14 protein-coding genes are annotated in these 16,647 nt (G+C 55.7%); 7 read left to right on the top strand and 7 right to left on the bottom strand.

Features of this window, described 5'->3' with window-relative positions:
• Positions 1 to 35: 35 nt before the first annotated feature.
• A complete protein-coding gene (locus ACOT0L_RS14270; protein WP_023299151.1) occupies positions 36 to 860 on the bottom strand; it encodes an AraC family transcriptional regulator in 825 nt (274 codons plus the stop codon).
• 81 nt (positions 861 to 941) lie between these two features.
• Positions 942 to 1,790 carry an SDR family oxidoreductase gene (locus ACOT0L_RS14275; protein ID WP_126503216.1) on the bottom strand — a complete coding sequence of 283 codons (849 nt, stop codon included), beginning with the start codon at positions 1,788 to 1,790 and terminating at the stop codon, positions 942 to 944.
• An 84-nt stretch (positions 1,791 to 1,874) separates the two neighbouring features.
• Between ACOT0L_RS14275 and ACOT0L_RS14280 the strand changes: the two genes are divergently transcribed.
• Positions 1,875 to 2,261, top strand: a complete 387-nt coding sequence (locus ACOT0L_RS14280; protein ID WP_022646846.1) for a winged helix-turn-helix transcriptional regulator — start codon at positions 1,875 to 1,877, stop codon at positions 2,259 to 2,261.
• Positions 2,262 to 2,354: 93 nt separating this feature from the next.
• On the opposite strand, the gene ACOT0L_RS14285 is transcribed toward ACOT0L_RS14280, so the two are convergent.
• Entirely contained in the window at positions 2,355 to 4,298 is a 1,944-nt protein-coding gene (locus tag ACOT0L_RS14285; RefSeq protein WP_126503214.1) for a bifunctional 2',3'-cyclic-nucleotide 2'-phosphodiesterase/3'-nucleotidase, read from the bottom strand.
• A 190-nt stretch (positions 4,299 to 4,488) separates the two neighbouring features.
• Between ACOT0L_RS14285 and cysQ the strand changes: the two genes are divergently transcribed.
• On the top strand, positions 4,489 to 5,229 hold the full coding sequence (gene cysQ / locus ACOT0L_RS14290) for a 3'(2'),5'-bisphosphate nucleotidase CysQ (RefSeq protein ID WP_022646848.1): 741 nt from the start codon (positions 4,489 to 4,491) through the stop codon (positions 5,227 to 5,229).
• On the opposite strand, the gene ACOT0L_RS14295 is transcribed toward cysQ, so the two are convergent.
• Complete coding sequence (locus tag ACOT0L_RS14295) at positions 5,223 to 5,780, bottom strand: YtfJ family protein (RefSeq protein WP_045620972.1); 558 nt, start codon at positions 5,778 to 5,780, stop codon at positions 5,223 to 5,225. The two genes, cysQ and ACOT0L_RS14295, sit on opposite strands and share 7 nt — an antisense overlap.
• 324 nt (positions 5,781 to 6,104) lie before the next feature.
• On the opposite strand from ACOT0L_RS14295, the gene ACOT0L_RS14300 reads away from it, so the two are divergent.
• Positions 6,105 to 6,311 carry a DUF1107 domain-containing protein gene (locus tag ACOT0L_RS14300; RefSeq protein ID WP_003856054.1) on the top strand — a complete coding sequence of 69 codons (207 nt, stop codon included), beginning with the start codon at positions 6,105 to 6,107 and terminating at the stop codon, positions 6,309 to 6,311.
• A 76-nt stretch (positions 6,312 to 6,387) separates the two neighbouring features.
• On the opposite strand, the gene ACOT0L_RS14305 is transcribed toward ACOT0L_RS14300, so the two are convergent.
• Both ACOT0L_RS14305 and msrA read right to left on the bottom strand, forming a co-directional pair.
• The gene (locus ACOT0L_RS14305; RefSeq protein ID WP_022646849.1) at positions 6,388 to 7,725 is read right to left on the bottom strand and encodes a hemolysin family protein; all 1,338 of its coding nucleotides are present in this window, start codon (positions 7,723 to 7,725) and stop codon (positions 6,388 to 6,390) included.
• A 250-nt stretch (positions 7,726 to 7,975) separates the two neighbouring features.
• Positions 7,976 to 8,617 (bottom strand): peptide-methionine (S)-S-oxide reductase MsrA, encoded by a 642-nt coding sequence (gene msrA / locus ACOT0L_RS14310; protein ID WP_003856057.1) that lies wholly within the window; start codon positions 8,615 to 8,617, stop codon positions 7,976 to 7,978.
• 224 nt (positions 8,618 to 8,841) lie between these two features.
• Between msrA and tamA the strand changes: the two genes are divergently transcribed.
• The 3 genes from tamA to ACOT0L_RS14325 are packed head-to-tail and all read left to right on the top strand — an operon-like array spanning position 8,842 to position 14,695.
• Positions 8,842 to 10,575, top strand: coding sequence for an autotransporter assembly complex protein TamA (tamA, locus tag ACOT0L_RS14315; RefSeq protein ID WP_022646850.1), 1,734 nt, complete (start codon positions 8,842 to 8,844; stop codon positions 10,573 to 10,575).
• Positions 10,572 to 14,348: an autotransporter assembly complex protein TamB gene (gene tamB / locus ACOT0L_RS14320; RefSeq protein ID WP_046621027.1), complete on the top strand. Its 3,777-nt coding sequence runs from the start codon at positions 10,572 to 10,574 to the stop codon at positions 14,346 to 14,348. The genes tamA and tamB overlap by 4 nt, the downstream gene beginning before the upstream one ends.
• Before the next feature lie 2 nt (positions 14,349 to 14,350).
• Positions 14,351 to 14,695, top strand: a complete 345-nt coding sequence (locus ACOT0L_RS14325) for a gamma-glutamylcyclotransferase family protein (RefSeq protein WP_045307822.1) — start codon at positions 14,351 to 14,353, stop codon at positions 14,693 to 14,695.
• A gap of 141 nt (positions 14,696 to 14,836) precedes the next feature.
• Here the strand turns inward: ACOT0L_RS14325 and ppa are convergent, their stop codons facing one another.
• On the bottom strand, positions 14,837 to 15,367 hold the full coding sequence (ppa, locus tag ACOT0L_RS14330) for an inorganic diphosphatase (RefSeq protein ID WP_006810347.1): 531 nt from the start codon (positions 15,365 to 15,367) through the stop codon (positions 14,837 to 14,839).
• 309 nt (positions 15,368 to 15,676) lie between these two features.
• On the opposite strand from ppa, the gene ytfQ reads away from it, so the two are divergent.
• Positions 15,677 to 16,633, top strand: coding sequence for a galactofuranose ABC transporter substrate-binding protein YtfQ (ytfQ, locus tag ACOT0L_RS14335; RefSeq protein ID WP_046621030.1), 957 nt, complete (start codon positions 15,677 to 15,679; stop codon positions 16,631 to 16,633).
• Positions 16,634 to 16,647 lie beyond the last annotated feature (14 nt).

The raw sequence follows: 16,647 nt of genomic DNA on the forward strand, positions 1-16,647 counted from the left end.
GGCACAGATGCACGCGTATTGTATGAGGTTGCGCATTAGCGCGGCGAAACCTGCTTCTGGTAACGCACGGGCGTAATGCCGTAGCGGCGGGTAAAGGCGCGGGTCAGGTGAGACTGATCGGTCAGCCCCGTTGCGGCGGCCACCTCGGCGGCAGGCATGCCGTGGGTGAGGAATGCTTTGGCGCGCCACAGCCGGATGGCCATCAGCATCTGGTGTGGGGTGACGTGAAAATGGGCCTTAAACTGGCGCTGGAAATGGTACGGGCTGAGCGACACGACGCTCGCCAGTTCGTCCAGGGTGAGCGCGCGCATATAGTTGTCGTGCAGATAGTCGCGAACGCGCTCGAAGCGGTGCGCGCCCTCCCGGGCTACCGGCGCGTGACGGGCCAGCGGCTGGAACGTCTCAATCAGATCCAGCAGCAACCCTTTTTGTGCCAGCGCATCGTTCGTATGCCAAAGGCCGTAAATCAGCTGGCCAATTTGCTGCGAGCGCAGCGGGTCGTGGCGGGTCACGTCGCTAAACCACCAGTGGCGCAGGCCGGTGACTTCTTCCAGCAGGTCGGGTTCGATATAGACCATCCGGTAGCGCCAGCCGCCTTCGGTGGCGGATTCGCCCGTGTGGATCTCGTCCGGGTTCATGGTCACGACCGATTTTTCAGCGGCTAAGTGTTGGGTTCCGCGGTAACGGAAGCGTTCGGCGCCGGTTTCAATGGTGCCGATACCGAAGGCTTCATGCGTGTGAGGCTCAAAGGCGTAGTCAGCAATATGCGCGTGATATAGCTCCAGACCCGGCAACTGCGCCAGATGGCGAAAGCGCGCGCTGTCTCTCTCATCAGTAAACTGTTCCGGTACGCCTTGCACGGTGAGCCTCCTTGTGGGTCATCGCTTCATTATCCGAGATGACCCGAAGGGATGCCACAAAAAATAACCAATTCTTAACAATTACAGAATGGCTTTGATGCTCTCCGCCAGCGGCGTGGTCGGACGGCCAATCAGTTTGCTCAGGGTACGGCTGTCGTCAAACAGGCCGCCTTTGGACGCACCGGTATCGGAATCCGCCAGCATCTCCGCCAGCCCGGCAGGCAGACCAACGCCTTTCAGTGCAGCGGCATAATCGGCTTCGCTGAGGTTCTGATACGTTACCGGCTTACCGCTCTGCTTGCTCAGCTCCGCAGCCAGTTCGCTCAGCGTCCAGGCATTGTCACCTGCCAGTTCATACACCTTGCCGGCGTGACCCTCTTCAGAAATCACTTTTGCCGCAGCCGCCGCGTAATCCGCACGGGTCGCAGAGGCAATTTTGCCTTCGCCTGCGGCACCTATAAATACGCCGTGTTCCAGCGCTGGCGGCGCGCTTGCCAGGTAGTTTTCGGTGTACCAGCCGTTGCGCAGCAGGGCGTAAGGCACGCCTGAAGCCGCCAGTGCATTTTCGGTTTCGACGTGCTCAACGTGCAGACCCAGCGGGGATCTGTCCGCATGCAGCAGGCTGGTATAGGCGATGAATTTCACCCCGGCGGCTTTGGCGGCGTTTATCACGTTCTGGTGCTGTACGGCGCGCTGGCCCACTTCGCTGGAGGAGATAAGCAGAAGCTTATCCACGCCGTTCAGGGCGGTGGTGAACGCGGCCTGGTCGGTATAGTCCGCCTGACGTACCACAATTCCCCGCTGGCTTAAGGCGTCGGCTTTTGCCGGGCTACGCACAATAGCCACGATCTGGCTGGCCGGAACGGTTTTCAGCAGTTCTTCAATAACGTGTTGGCCAAGCTGGCCGGTTGCGCCGGTAATCGCGATCATGATGAATCTCCTTCGTGTTTGTCTGGTGTTGTGGCACACTATCACCATAACTAACTTTTAGTAAGTACGCACAAAAAGGTAAGTATGAAAACACCGATACCGACGCTCAGCGAGCAAATGCGCGATGGCAATCTCTTTGCAGAACAGTGCCCGTCACGGGAAGTGCTCAAACATGTTACCAGCCGCTGGGGCGTGCTGATCCTGGTGGCGTTACGTCAGGGGACGCATCGTTTTAGCGATCTGCGCCGCAAGCTGGGCGGTGTGAGCGAGAAGATGCTGGCCCAGTCGCTTCAGGCGCTGGAGCAGGACGGGTTTGTCGATCGCGTTTCTTATCCGGTTGTGCCGCCGCACGTGGAATATAGCCTGACGCCGATGGGGCTGGAGGTGAGCGAGAAGGTGGCCGCGCTGGCTGACTGGATTGAGGTGAATACGCCGAAGGTGATGGCGAATCGGGACGATCGTGCGGCATGAAATGCCGGGTGGCGGCTTCGCCTTACCCGGCCTACCCGCAATCCTCGATCCCGTAGGCCGGGCAAGCGCAAGCGCCACCCGGCACAATCATCGCTACCTGCTCAAATCCATCTGATAAATCGCGAACCCAATATCATCCATCGCGACCTGTTTCATCGGATACTGCGCCTTATCCTTGATAAACGCGGCTGCTTTATCGGACGGTGATGTCTCAAAGCGAATATCCAGCGTCGTGTCGCTGTGGATCGGCGCCAGACGCCAGTTGTTATCCACCGCCGGATGAATTTCACCCGCTTTTTTCGACTCCGCGCTAATCCACGCCGCCAGCACCGAACGGTTCTCATCCGGCGAGGCAAAGGCGATGTGGCTGTCACCCGTACCGGCAAACTTACCGCCATAGGCGCGGTAGTTGTTGGTCACCACCAGGAAAGAGGCATTCGGATCAATCGCTTTGCCGTTGAAGGTCAGGTGTTTGATGCGTTCTGCCTGCGGATTAATGGCCTGACATTCGCCGTCATATTTCGCGGGCTGGGTTACATCAATCTGATATTCCACGCCGTCGATCACGTCGAAGTTGTAGGTGCGGAAACCGTCCCAGTTTATCAGCGACTGCGGTTTGCTGCTGTGCGGATCGATCTGGTTGAACTGTCCGGCAGAGCACTCCAGCCACTCCTTCACCTCTTTCCCGGTGGCTTTCACCACCACGAGGGTGTTGGGATAGAGGTAGAGATCGGCGGCATTACGGAAGGTCAGCTGGCCTTTTTCCACCTCAACGTAGCTGGCCGGATCGTTCTTACGCCCGCCCACTTTGAATGGCGCCGCGGCAGACAGAACCGGCAGATTGGCCAGATCCGGATCGCCCTGAATATAGTGCTCGGCATAGGCTTTCTGCGCCATGTTGACTACCTGCACGGTCGGGTCATCCTGTACCAGCGCGAGGAAGCTGTACATGTTATCAGCCGATTTACCGATCGGCTTGCTGACAAATTCACGCGTTGCGTCGTGGTCATGCTTCAGGACGTCGACCAGCTTTTTATCTTCTTCGGCCAGGGATTTTTTTGCAGCGGCATCATAAATCGGACGCGCTTCCGCTTTCGACTGCGTGACTTTCCAGCTCCCGCTGTCGTTATTCAGCACCAGATCTACCACGCCAAGGTGGTCGCCCCACATGCCCGGCATCACCGATGGCACACCGTTGAGCGTCCCTTTTTCGATGTCCGCGCCTTTGATACTGGCGAAATCTTTGCCCGGGAAGACGGCGTGGGCGTGACCAAACAGGATCGCATCGACGCCCGGTACCTGGCTGAGGTAATACACGGAGTTCTCAGCCATCGCCTGATACGGGTCGGCCGAGAGGCCAGAGTGGGCCACAACGACCACCACATCTGCGCCTTTCGCCCGCATCTCCGGCACGTATTTGCGCGCCGTTTCGGTAATGTCGTTGACGGTTACTTTCCCGTCGAGGTTGGCTTTATCCCACGTCATGATCTGCGGAGGCACAAAGCCGATATAGCCGATTTTCAGCGTCTGTTTTTTACCGTCCTGGTCGACAACCTCGGTCTCTTTAATCAGGTAAGGGGTAAAGAGCGGCTTTTTCGTCTTAACGTCGATGATATTGGCATTAACGTACGGGAATTTTGCCCCTGCCAGCGCATCGTGCAGGTATTTCAGGCCGTAGTTAAATTCGTGGTTGCCCAGGTTGCCGACGGCATAGTCCAGCGTATTCATTGCCTTATAAACAGGATGGATCTCGCCTTTCTTCAGCCCCTTCGCCGCCATGTAGTCGCTGAGCGGGCTGCCCTGAATTAAGTCCCCGTTATCGACCAGCACGCTGTTTTTCACTTCACCGCGGGCGGCGTTGATCAAACTTGCCGTACGTACCAGTCCGAATTTTTCGACAGGCGTATCTTTGTAGTAATCGAAGTCCATCATGTTGCCGTGCAGATCGGTGGTTTCCAGAATGCGGAGATCCACCGTCGCTGCCTGAACGCTTGCCGCAATCAGCGTTGCCAGGAGCGTTGCGCTAAACTTAATCATCTGAGGAGTCCTTTTTTCGATCCAAGCCACAAAAGAGTATGTATGTAGTATTTGTTGCTTACAGAAGTGTGAATGCTGCCAGAAAAAAGAACGCTGAAACCAGAATTGCTTCACAGATAGCGGAATTGTTCACATTACGATATAACTAAAACAATAAGTTATGCCCACTGCGTTAACGAAGAGGTGGAGAATGTTAGATCAAATTTGTCAGCTCGCACGGGATGCGGGTGATGCCATTATGCAGGTGTACGACGGTGCGAAACCGATGGATGTTGTCAGCAAAGCAGACGACTCCCCGGTGACGGCGGCGGATATCGCGGCGCATACGGTGATCCTGAAAGGTTTGCAGACCCTGACGCCGGATATTCCGGTCCTTTCTGAAGAAGCGCCCCAGGGCTGGGACGAACGTCAGCACTGGCAGCGTTACTGGCTGGTGGACCCGCTGGACGGCACGAAAGAGTTCATCAAGCGTAACGGTGAATTTACCGTGAATATCGCCCTGATTGAAAAAGGAAAGGCGGTGCTTGGCGTGGTTTATGCCCCGGTGATGAAGGTGATGTACAGCGCGGCGGAAGGTAAAGCCTGGAAGGAAGAGTGCGGCGTGCGTAAGCAGATCCAGGTGCGAGATGCCCGTCCTCCGCTGGTGGTGATCAGCCGCTCGCACAGCGACAGCGAGCTGGAGGAGTACCTGCAACAGCTGGGGGAACACCAGACGACGTCGATTGGCTCGTCGCTGAAGTTCTGTCTGGTGGCGGAAGGGCAGGCGCAGTTGTACCCCCGTTTCGGGCCGACGAACGTCTGGGATACGGCGGCAGGGCATGCGGTGGCTGCGGCCGCAGGCGCGCATGTGCATGACTGGCAGGGTAAGCCACTGGACTACACCCCGCGCGAGTCATTCCTCAACCCTGGCTTCAGGGTGTCACTTTACTGAGCCAGTAGCTTATGCAGCAGGGCTACTACCTGCTGCACCTCATCCTGCGTCAGCGCGCCGTCCTTAACCCACTGTACGCGACCGTTTTTGTCCAGCACAACAATCGCTGAACTCTCTTCTTCCAGCTGCCACGCCTTACGCGTCACGCCGTTGCTGTCGACAATAAACTGCGACCAGGGATAGAGCTTCTTATTGCTCTCAAGGCTTGAGCGCACAAACATCCCGGAGCCGGGAATCGCGTCGTCGGTATTCACGATGGTGGTGGTCTGGTAGCGATCGTGCGGGAGTTTTGCGGCCTTGATCGCTTCCACGAGGGTGGCGTTTTTCTCTTTAGCGGATGTACGTCCGGCAATATGCTGTACAACTCTCACTTTGCCCGCAAGCTGCGCGCTATTCCAGGCTTTGTAGCTAAACTTATCATTGTCGAGAATCAATTCTCCCCGGTCAGCAATGCCGACCGGCGGGACACGTTGTCCTTTTTCAATGTTGTGTGCGGAAGCCATCAGCGGCAGCAACAGGCAAGCTGCTGCCAGGAGGTTACGTAGGGTCATGGTGTTTCCTTATTGTGAGCAGGTGATCCGACCACTTGGTCATGCGCTTTTAATCATAAGTGCGATCAATGGGCTTTTCCCGCAATCCCGATGCCAGTTTGCGGGCGAACGCACATATCCACGCAAAAACGACGGCATATACTGCTCTGTATCACGCTTTGCAAAGATTATTCTGAATAATTGTAATCAAACGGTAAATAAACTTATGCACACTGGGTAAGTACGAGGTTCTGGTCTATAGTCATTGGGCATCAAAATTTGCGCTCAGGACAGTCGGGCCGATTGTGGCACCGCAAGGGCGTATGATTCGCAGGAGATACAAGAATGAAAATTTTCCAACGCTACAACCCGCTTCAGGTGGCGAAGTACGTGAAGATCCTGTTCCGTGGACGGTTGTATATCAAGGATGTTGGCGCTTTTGAGTTCGATAAGGGCAAAATCCTTATCCCGAAAGTGAAGGACAAACAGCACTTGTCTGTGATGTCCGAAGTCAACCGTCAGGTTATGCGTCTGCAAACTGAGATGGCTTAACCAACGTGCTATGCAGTAGTAGTTAAAAAGACGGCTCCCGATGGGAGCCGTTGATGTTTGTGGGACATACAAAGGGTTACGCCGACACCTTATCTTCCGCATCTGGCAGCTTCGGTACCAGCACGGTCGGTTTACTATCAATGCGCGTTACCAGCAGTTGGTCGATGCGGTAGTTATCAATATCCACCACTTCAAACTTGAAGCCAGAGAATTTCACCGAGTCGGTACGTTTCGGGATCTTACGCAGCATAAACATCATAAAGCCGCCGATGGTCTCGTAGTTTCCGGACTGCGGGAACTCGTCGATGTCGAGCACGCGCATGACATCTTCAATCGGCGTACCACCATCGATCAGCCATGAGTTCTCATCACGCTGCACAATTTGCTCTTCCAGCCCCTGGCCGACCAGGTCGCCCATCAGCGTCGTCATGACGTCGTTGAGGGTGATAATGCCCACCACCAGCGCATATTCGTTCATGATCACCGCGAAGTCTTCACCGGCGGTTTTGAAACTTTCCAGCGCTTCGGAGAGCGTCAGGGTGTCCGGCACAATCAGGGTGTTGCGGATCTGCACGCCGCTGTTCAGCGCCAGGCTCTGGTTTGCCAGTACGCGGTTCAGCAGGTCTTTGGAGTCCACATAGCCGATGATATGGTCGATATCTTCGTTACAGACCAGGAACTTGGAGTGCGGATGCTGCGCCACTTTGGTCTTCAGGCTCTGCTCGTCTTCATGCAGATCGAACCAGATGATGTTCTCACGGCCGGTCATGGAGGACGGCACGGTACGGGATTCCAGTTCGAAAACGTTCTCGATCAGCTCGTGCTCCTGCTTGCGCAGCACGCCTGCCAGCGCCCCGGCTTCCACCACCGCATAAATATCGTCGGAGGTGATGTCGTCTTTACGCACCATCGGCAGCTTGAAGATGCGGAAAATGACGTTCGCCAGGCCGTTGAAGAACCACACCAGCGGACGGAAGACATACAGGCAGAAGCGCATCGGGTTGATGATACGCAAAGCCACAGCTTCTGGCGCAATCATACCGATGCGTTTCGGGGTCAGGTCCGCGAATAGAATGAACAAACCGGTGACCAGCGAGAAGGAGAGGATGAAGCTCAACTGCTCGGCCAGCTCTGCGGACATGTACTTTACAAAGAGGCTATAAAACGCCGGAGAAAATGCTGCATCGCCCACGATACCGCCAAGAATGGCGACCGCGTTCAGGCCAATCTGCACCACGGTAAAGAACATGCCTGGGTTTTCCTGCATTTTCAGAATGCGTGATGCGTTGATGTTGCCCTCGTCGGCAAGCAGCTTCAGTTTGATTTTACGGGAGGCAGCCAGCGAGATCTCCGATATCGAGAAAAATGCACTGACGGCAATAAGACAAAGTATTACTAAAATACTGTTTAACATAGTTTATCCGGCTTCTCGCCAGATCCTCAGAAGGGGAGTTGATACCATTCGTGTGAAGACACATTGAACTCAGCTCGTAGCGTTGAGCCGATTATTTCAGCGGTAGTATAGCGTAAAGGCGTGTAAATCTGCCAGAGGTCACGTTTTCGGCAAAAAGTGGCCGGATGAAAAGGCAGAGAGTGGTTAAGTAATGAACTGACACTTTTGCTTACAGGCGCGCCACGCGGCTCGCGTGGCGCTGATGTTGTAATCAGTCCTGCTGTGGAGGCAGACAGACGCCGATGCCGCCAATGCCGCAGTAGCCGTACGGATTTTTATGCAGGTACTGCTGGTGGTCGTCTTCGGCATAGTAGAACGGTTTCGCAGTAGCGATTTCCGTCGTGACCTGACGTTTATCACCGGCTGCCTGCATCGCTTCCTGGAAACGCGTCAGGCTGGCGTGGGCCGCAGCCTCCTGCTCAGGGGTGAGCGGATAGATGGCCGAGCGGTATTGGGTGCCGTGATCGTTACCCTGACGCATGCCCTGCGCCGGGTCATGATTTTCCCAGAACACCTGGAGCAGCTGTTCATAGCTGATGACGCTCGGGTCATACACCACACGCACCGCTTCAGCATGACCGGTCTCACCGGAACAGACTTCGCGGTAGGTTGGGTTAGGCGTATATCCTCCGGTGTAGCCCGCAGCGGTGCTGTACACGCCCGGCAGTTGCCAGAACAGGCGTTCTACGCCCCAGAAGCAGCCCATGGCAAACAGGGCGATCTCCATTCCATCAGGAACGTTTGTCATTGAATGGTTGTTTACGGCGTGTAATGTCGCCACTGGCATAGGGGTGTTGCGTCCCGGTAACGCATCGGCTTGTGATACCAGATGCTTTTTATCAAATAAACTCACGGTGGGGCCTCCGGGGTAGCGTTGTTTCGGTTAAGGTTGTCACGAAGCGTTTAATTGAACACAATAAATGCGATGAATGAGTCTAGATTTAATCATAAGAAATATTTGGGTGTTAGGCCCTTTTTCAACCCGTAATTTGGGTTTTTGGCTTTCAGGCCGTATTTTGCCGCGGAGCGGCACTGCATTTGCTTCCAGGGTGGAAACAGGGATATTCAGGAGAAAACGTGACAAAGATCCGCCAGTTATGTTTAGTCAGTTTAATGCTGACAAGCGGGATTGCCAGCGCGGCGAATGTCCGTTTGCAGGTTGAGGGGTTATCCGGGGCGCTGGAAAAAAACGTGCGTGCGCAGCTTTCCACCATCCAGAGCGATGAAGTCACGCCGGATCGGCGTTTTCGCGCGCGCGTGGATGACGCCATTCGCGAAGGCTTAAAGGCGTTGGGGTACTACGAACCCACCATTGATTTCGATTTACGGCCGCCGCCGGCTAAAGGACGTCAGGTGTTGATTGCCCGCGTCTCGCCGGGAGAACCCGTCCTGATTGGCGGCACGAACGTGGTGCTGCGCGGCGGTGCACGCACGGATCGTGACTACCTTGATCTGCTCAGCAACCGCCCGAAAGTGGGCACCGTGCTTAATCACGGGGATTACGATCGCTTTAAAAAATCCTTAACCAGCGTTTCGCTGCGCAAAGGCTACTTTGACAGCCAGTTCAACAAAAGCCAGCTGGGCGTTGCGCTTGAACGACGTCAGGCATTCTGGGATATCGATTACGACAGCGGCGAGCGCTATCGGTTTGGCGATGTAACCTTTGAAGGATCGCAAATCCGTGATGAGTATCTGCAAAACCTGGTGCCGTTCAAAAAGGGCGACTACTACCAGTCTAGCGACCTGGGCGAGCTGAACCGTCGTTTATCTGCCACCGGCTGGTTTAACTCCGTGGTGGTGGCACCGCAATTTGATAAATCCCGTAAAACGAAAGTGTTACCGCTGCATGGCGTGGTCTCACCGCGCACCGAGAACACCATTGAGACCGGTGTCGGCTACTCCACGGACGTCGGCCCGCGCGTGAAAGCCTCGTGGAAAAAACCGTGGATGAACTCCTACGGTCACAGCCTGACCACCAGCCTCAGCCTGTCTGCGCCTGAACAGCAGCTGGACTTCAGCTATAAAATGCCGCTGCTGAAAAATCCGCTTGAGCAATACTACCTCGTGCAGGGCGGCTTTAAACGTACCGATTTGAACGATACCGAGCAGGATTCGACGACGCTTGCGGTATCACGCTTCTGGGATCTCTCCAGCGGCTGGCAGCGCGCCATTAACCTGCGCTGGAGCCTTGACCACTTTACTCAGGCAAACGTCACCAACACCACCATGCTGCTTTATCCGGGCGTGATGATCAGCCGTACCCGCTCGCGCGGTGGCCTGATGCCGACCTGGGGCGATTCTCAGCGCTACTCCATCGATTATTCCAACTCCGCCTGGGGCTCAGACGTGGATTTCTCCGTCGTGCAGGCGCAAAACGTCTGGATCCGTACCCTCTACGATAAGCACCGCTTTGTGGTTCGCGGCAATCTGGGCTGGATCGAAACCGGTGACTTCGAACGCGTTCCGCCAGATCTGCGTTTCTTCGCCGGGGGCGACCGCAGCATTCGCGGCTATAAGTACAAATCGATCTCACCTGAAAACGAGAAAGGCCAATTGACCGGGGCCTCTAAACTGGCGACCGGCTCGCTGGAGTATCAGTACAACGTCAGCGGCAAATGGTGGGGCGCCATGTTTGTCGACAGCGGCGAGGCGGTGAACGACATCCGCCGCAGCGATTTCAAAACCGGCGCGGGTGTGGGCGTGCGCTGGCAGTCACCGGTCGGGCCGATCAAGCTCGATTTCGCCGTTCCGGTGGGCGACAAAGAAGAACACGGTTTACAGTTTTACATCGGTCTGGGGCCTGAATTATGAGTTTATGGAAGAAGATAAGCCTCGGAGTGCTGATTTTTATCGTATTACTGCTCGGCACGGTGGCATTTCTGGTGGGTACCACCACGGGCCTGCATCTGCTGTTTAACGCCGCGAACCGCTGGGTGCCAGGGCTTGAAATCGGCCAGGTGACGGGCGGCTGGCGCGATCTGCGCCTGAAGAATATTCGTTATGAACAGCCCGGCGTGGCGGTGAACGCGGGCGAGTTTCATCTGGCGGTCAAGCTCGGCTGCCTGCGGGATAGCCAGCTGTGCGTAAACGATCTGTCGCTAAAAGATGTGAATGTGGCGATAGACTCCAAAAAAATGCCGAAGTCTGAGCCTGTCGAGGAAGAGGACAGCGGCCCGCTGAACCTCTCCACGCCGTACCCGATTGCGCTCTACCGGGTCGCGCTGGATAACGTCAATATCAAAATCGACGACACGACGGTATCGGTGATGGATTTCACCTCCGGTCTGCGCTGGCAGGAGAAAAACCTCACCCTGACCCCAACCTCCCTGCAAGGGCTGCTGATTGCGCTGCCGAAGGTGGCCGACGTGGCGCAGGAAGAGATCGTCGAGCCGAAGATCCAGAACCCGCAGCCGGAAGAAAAACCGCTGGGTGAAACGCTGAAAGATCTCTTCTCGAAACCGGTTCTGCCGGAGATGACCGACGTGCATCTGCCGCTGAACCTCAATATCGAAGAGTTTAAGGGCGAGCAGCTGCGTCTGACCGGCGATACCGATCTGACGGTCTTCAACATGCTGCTTAAAGTCAGCAGTATCGACGGCAACATGAAGCTCGACGCGCTGGATATCGATACCAACCAGGGGTCGGTAAACGCCTCAGGCAATGCGCTGCTGCGCGATAACTGGCCGGTAGATATTACCCTTAACAGCGCCCTGAACATCGATCCGCTGAAAGGCGAGAAGGTGAAGGTGAAAGTCGGCGGCGCGCTGCGCGAGAAGCTGGAGTTCGGCGTGAACCTCTCCGGCCCTGTGGATATGGTACTGCGCGGGCAAACCCAGCTGGCAGAGGCCGGTCTACCGCTCAACCTTGAGATTGTCAGCAAGCAGCTTTACTGGCCGTTCACCGGTGAAAAGCAGTTCCAGGCCGACGATCTAAAGCTGAAGCTGAGTGGCAAAATGACCGACTACACGCTGTCGTTCCGTACGGCAGTGAAGGGGCAGGGAGTACCGCCCGCCGATATTACTCTGGATGCGAAGGGTAACGAGTTGCAGGTTAACCTCGACAAGCTGACCGTGGCGGCGCTGGAAGGGAAAACCGAGCTGACCGCGCTGCTCGACTGGCAGCAGGCGATCAGCTGGCGCGGCGAGCTGAAGCTGACCGGGATCAACACCGCTAAAGAAGTCCCGGACTGGCCGTCAAAACTGAATGGTCTGATCAAAACCCGCGGTAGCCTGTACGGCGGCACCTGGCAGATGGACGTGCCGGAACTCAAGCTCACCGGTAATGTGAAGCAGAACAAAGTCAACGTAGAGGGCTCGCTTAAGGGCAACAGCTATCTCCAGTGGGTGATCCCGGGCCTGCACGTGGCGCTGGGCCGCAACACGGCAGATATCAAAGGCGAGCTGGGGGTGAAAGATCTCGATCTGGATGCCACCATCGACGCGCCAAATCTCGATAACGCCCTGCCGGGTCTTGGCGGGACGGCGAAGGGGTTAGTGAAGGTTCGCGGTACAGTGGAGGCGCCGCAGCTGCTGGCGGACATCACCGCCAATAACCTGCGCTGGCAGGAACTTTCCATTGCCCGCGTGCGCGTCGAAGGGGACGTGAAATCCACCGATCAGATCGGCGGAAACCTGGACCTGCGCGTGGAGCGTATCTCCCAGCCGGACGTGAACATCAGTCTGGTCACGCTGGCGGCAAAAGGTAACGAAAAGCAGCACGATCTCCAGCTGCGCGTGCAGGGCGAGCCGGTCTCCGGGCAGCTGCACCTGACGGGCAGTTTTGACCGCCAGGCAACGCGCTGGAAGGGCGTGCTGGATAACACCCGCTTCAGCACGCCGGTCGGCCCGCTGGTGCTGTCCCGATCCATCGCGCTGGACTACCGCAATGCGGAGCAAAAGATCAGCATTGGGCCACACTGCTGGACCAACCCGAATGCTGAGCTGTGCGTGCCGCAGACCATTGATGCGGGCGCGGAAGGACGCGCGCAGATCAACCTCAACCGTTTTGACCTGGCGATGCTGAAACCGTTTATGCCGGAAACCACCCAGGCCAGCGGGGTCTTCAGCGGTAAAGCGGACGTCGCGTGGGACACCACCAAAGAGGGACTGCCGCAGGGCAGCGTTACCCTCTCCGGGCGTAACGTGAAGGTGACGCAGGAGGTCAATGACGCGCCGCTGCCGGTGGCGTTCGACACCCTGAATGTGAACGCTGACCTGCGTAACAATCGTGCGGAACTGGGATGGCTTATTCGTCTGACCAACAACGGTCAGCTTGACGGACAGGTGCAAATTACCGATCCGCAAGGGCGGCGCAATCTCGGCGGCAACGTCAATATTCGCAACTTCAACCTGGCGATGGTGAATCCGATTTTCTCGCGGGGAGAAAAGGCGGCGGGGATGCTCAGCGCCAACCTGCGTCTGGCGGGGGATGCGCAAAGCCCGCAGCTGTTTGGCCAGATGCGGTTAAACGGCGTGGACATTGACGGTAACTTTATGCCGTTCGATATGCAGCCAAGCCAGCTGACGATGAACTTTAACGGCCAAAGCTCAACCCTCAGTGGCTCAGTGCTGACACAGCAGGGACAAATCAACCTGAATGGTGACGCAGACTGGAGCCAGCTCGACAACTGGCGCGCCCGTATTGCGGCCAAGGGCAGCAGGGTGCGTATCACGGTACCGCCGATGGTGCGCCTGGACGTGTCGCCAGACGTGGTCTTTGAGGCAACGCCGAGTCTCTTCACCCTGGACGGCCGCGTCGACGTGCCCTGGGCGCGCATCGTGGTTCACGAAGTGCCGGAAAGCGCGGTTGGCGTCTCCAGTGATGAAGTTATGCTCAATGAAAATCTGAAACCTGTTGAACAGAAGAGCGCTGGCATACCGATCAATAGTAATCTTATTGTGCACGTGGGGAATAACGTGCGTTTGGACGCGTTTGGGCTGAAGGCGAGACTCACGGGTGACCTGAAGGTGGCGCAGGATCAACAGGGGCTTGGCCTCAATGGACAAATCAATATTCCTGAAGGGCGCTTCCATGCCTACGGTCAGGATTTGATTGTGCGTAAAGGTGAGCTGCTGTTCTCCGGCCCACCGGATCAGCCGGTACTCAATATCGAAGCGATCCGTAACCCGGAAGCCACCGAAGATGATGTGATTGCGGGCGTGCGCGTGACGGGCTCCGCCGATGAACCTAAGGCAGAGATCTTCTCTGACCCGGCCATGTCGCAGCAGGAAGCGCTCTCCTACCTGCTGCGCGGCCAGGGTCTGGATAGCCAACAGGGCGATGGTGCGGCAATGACATCGATGTTAGTCGGTCTGGGGGTTGCACAAAGTGGTCAGGTTGTGGGTAAAATCGGCGAGACGTTTGGCGTAAGCAATCTGGCGCTGGACACTCAGGGCGTGGGTGACTCTTCGCAGGTAGTGGTCAGCGGCTATGTACTGCCGGGTCTACAGGTAAAATATGGCGTGGGGATCTTTGACTCACTGGCTACACTCACGTTACGTTATCGCCTGATGCCTAAGCTATATCTGGAAGCAGTGTCCGGCGTAGACCAGGCACTTGATCTGCTCTATCAGTTTGAGTTTTAGCAATGCGAATATTTGTTTATGGCAGTTTACGAACCAAGCAAGGCAACAGCCACTGGATGACCAACGCCCAGTTGCTGGGAAATTACACAATCGAAAACTACCAGTTGTACAGTCTGGGCCACTATCCAGGCGCGGTTCCGGGGAACGGAACGGTACAGGGTGAGGTTTATCGTATTGATAATGCTACGCTGGCCGAACTTGATGCCTTGCGCACCAGGGGCGGTGAATACGCTCGCCAGTTGATCCAGACGCCTTACGGCAGTGCATGGATGTATGTGTACCAACGTTCGGTCGACGGGTTAACGCTGATTGAAAGCGGTAACTGGTTAGACAGAGACCAGTTCTGAAAAACGACAGCGCCACCGTAAGGTGGCGTTATCGTTTTGCGCCTCTTGCTGATTGTAGGCCCGTGCAAGCGTAGCGCCGCCGGGCGCATCGAAAGGCACAAAAAAGCCCCGACGCGCGGGGCTTAGTATCAGCAGTAAGAATTACTTCTTAGCAGCACGCTCGAAAGAGGCGATGATTTCTGCTTTCGCCGCTTCTGCGTTATCCCAGCCTTCAACTTTAACCCATTTGCCTTTTTCGAGATCTTTGTAGTGCTCGAAGAAGTGGGCGATCTGCGCTTTCAGCAGCTCTGGCAGGTCGTTCACATCTTTAATGTGATCGTACTCTTTGCTCAGCTTGGTGTGCGGTACGGCAACCAGTTTCGCATCTTCACCCGCTTCGTCAGTCATTTTCAGCACGCCAACAGGTCGGCAGCGAATGACGGAGCCTGGCTGCAATGGGTATGGTGTTGGGACCAGTACGTCAACCGGATCACCGTCCAGAGACAGAGTGTGGTTGATGTAGCCGTAGTTGCACGGATAGAACATGGCGGTAGACATGAAACGGTCAACGAACAGCGCACCGGTGTCTTTGTCGATTTCGTATTTGATTGGATCTGCGTTGGCCGGGATTTCGATCACAACGTAGATGTCTTCTGGCAGTTCTTTACCCGCAGGGACGTTGAGTAAGCTCATGTCGGTGTCCTTTAAAATGGATGGTAAACAAGTGGCAGGTATTATAGCCAACTGGCGCTGAAAGTCTTCGCCTGTTTTCGTCTTATCTCCCTCGCGCTTTCACTTTTCAGACCGTTTCCATGACAGGATAATCCATAAACTCAGCCGCATTTTAAATGTGGAAATGAAAGCGATTACAAACTTGTGATTAACGTTTTATTCACTTTTCTGAAGTGTGATGTAACGCAATCCGTAACATATTCCATTGGCTATAGTTCATCCGCAGAACATCTTTTAACCAACAATAACCTACCCTACGAGGACGTTCATATGTGGAAGCGCTTACTTCTTGTTACAGCAGTTTCGGCAGCCATGTCGTCTATGGCGATGGCCGCACCGTTAACCGTTGGATTTTCGCAGGTCGGATCTGAATCCGGCTGGCGCGCCGCTGAAACGAACGTGGCGAAAAGTGAGGCCGAAAAGCGCGGTATTACCCTGAAAATCGCCGATGGTCAGCAAAAGCAAGAGAATCAGATTAAAGCGGTGCGCTCTTTTATCGCTCAGGGCGTGGATGCCATCTTTATCGCCCCGGTTGTTGCCACGGGCTGGGAACCGGTGCTGAAGGAAGCTAAAGAGGCTGAAATTCCTGTGTTCTTGCTCGACCGTTCCATCGACGTAAAAGACAAATCTCTCTATATGACCACCGTCACCGCCGATAACGTGCTGGAAGGCAAACTGATTGGTGACTGGCTGGTGAAGCAGGTGGATGGCAAGCCGTGTAACGTGGTTGAGTTGCAGGGCACCGTCGGGGCGAGCGTGGCTATCGACCGTAAGAAAGGTTTCGCGGAGGCCATCGGCAAAGCACCAAACATCAAGATCATCCGTTCTCAGTCCGGCGACTTCACCCGCAGCAAAGGTAAAGAGGTCATGGAAAGCTTCATCAAGGCAGAAAATAACGGCAAAAATATCTGCATGGTTTACGCCCACAACGACGACATGGTGATCGGCGCCATCCAGGCCATCAAAGAAGCGGGCCTGAAGCCGGGCAAAGATATTCTCACCGGCTCGATCGACGGCGTACCGGACATCTACAAAGCGATGATTGACGGCGAAGCGAACGCCAGCGTGGAGCTGACGCCGAACATGGCGGGCCCGGCATTCGATGCGCTGGAGAAATTCAAGAAAGACGGCACCCAGCCTGAGAAGTTGACCATCACCAAATCCACGCTCTACCTGCCGGACACGGCGAAAGAAGAGTTAGAGAAGAAGAAAAATATGGGCTACTGATCAGTGACATTGCC

Origin of the sequence: Enterobacter cloacae complex sp. XAL002 (assembly GCF_049236805.1) — a bacterium.
Lineage (GTDB): Bacteria > Pseudomonadota > Gammaproteobacteria > Enterobacterales > Enterobacteriaceae > Enterobacter > Enterobacter intestinihominis.

Bases quoted from the DNA above. Each gene is read 5' to 3' on its own strand.
- ACOT0L_RS14275 (WP_126503216.1), bottom strand. From the start codon at position 1,790: ATGATCGCGATTACCGGCGCAACCGGCCAGCTTGGCCAACACGTTATT.
- ACOT0L_RS14280 (WP_022646846.1), top strand. From the start codon at position 1,875: ATGAAAACACCGATACCGACGCTCAGCGAGCAAATGCGCGATGGCAAT.
- ACOT0L_RS14285 (WP_126503214.1), bottom strand. From the start codon at position 4,298: ATGATTAAGTTTAGCGCAACGCTCCTGGCAACGCTGATTGCGGCAAGC.
- cysQ (WP_022646848.1), top strand. From the start codon at position 4,489: ATGTTAGATCAAATTTGTCAGCTCGCACGGGATGCGGGTGATGCCATT.
- ACOT0L_RS14295 (WP_045620972.1), bottom strand. From the start codon at position 5,780: ATGACCCTACGTAACCTCCTGGCAGCAGCTTGCCTGTTGCTGCCGCTG.
- ACOT0L_RS14300 (WP_003856054.1), top strand. From the start codon at position 6,105: ATGAAAATTTTCCAACGCTACAACCCGCTTCAGGTGGCGAAGTACGTG.
- ACOT0L_RS14305 (WP_022646849.1), bottom strand. From the start codon at position 7,725: ATGTTAAACAGTATTTTAGTAATACTTTGTCTTATTGCCGTCAGTGCA.
- tamB (WP_046621027.1), top strand. From the start codon at position 10,572: ATGAGTTTATGGAAGAAGATAAGCCTCGGAGTGCTGATTTTTATCGTA.
- ACOT0L_RS14325 (WP_045307822.1), top strand. From the start codon at position 14,351: ATGCGAATATTTGTTTATGGCAGTTTACGAACCAAGCAAGGCAACAGC.
- ppa (WP_006810347.1), bottom strand. From the start codon at position 15,367: ATGAGCTTACTCAACGTCCCTGCGGGTAAAGAACTGCCAGAAGACATC.
- ytfQ (WP_046621030.1), top strand. From the start codon at position 15,677: ATGTGGAAGCGCTTACTTCTTGTTACAGCAGTTTCGGCAGCCATGTCG.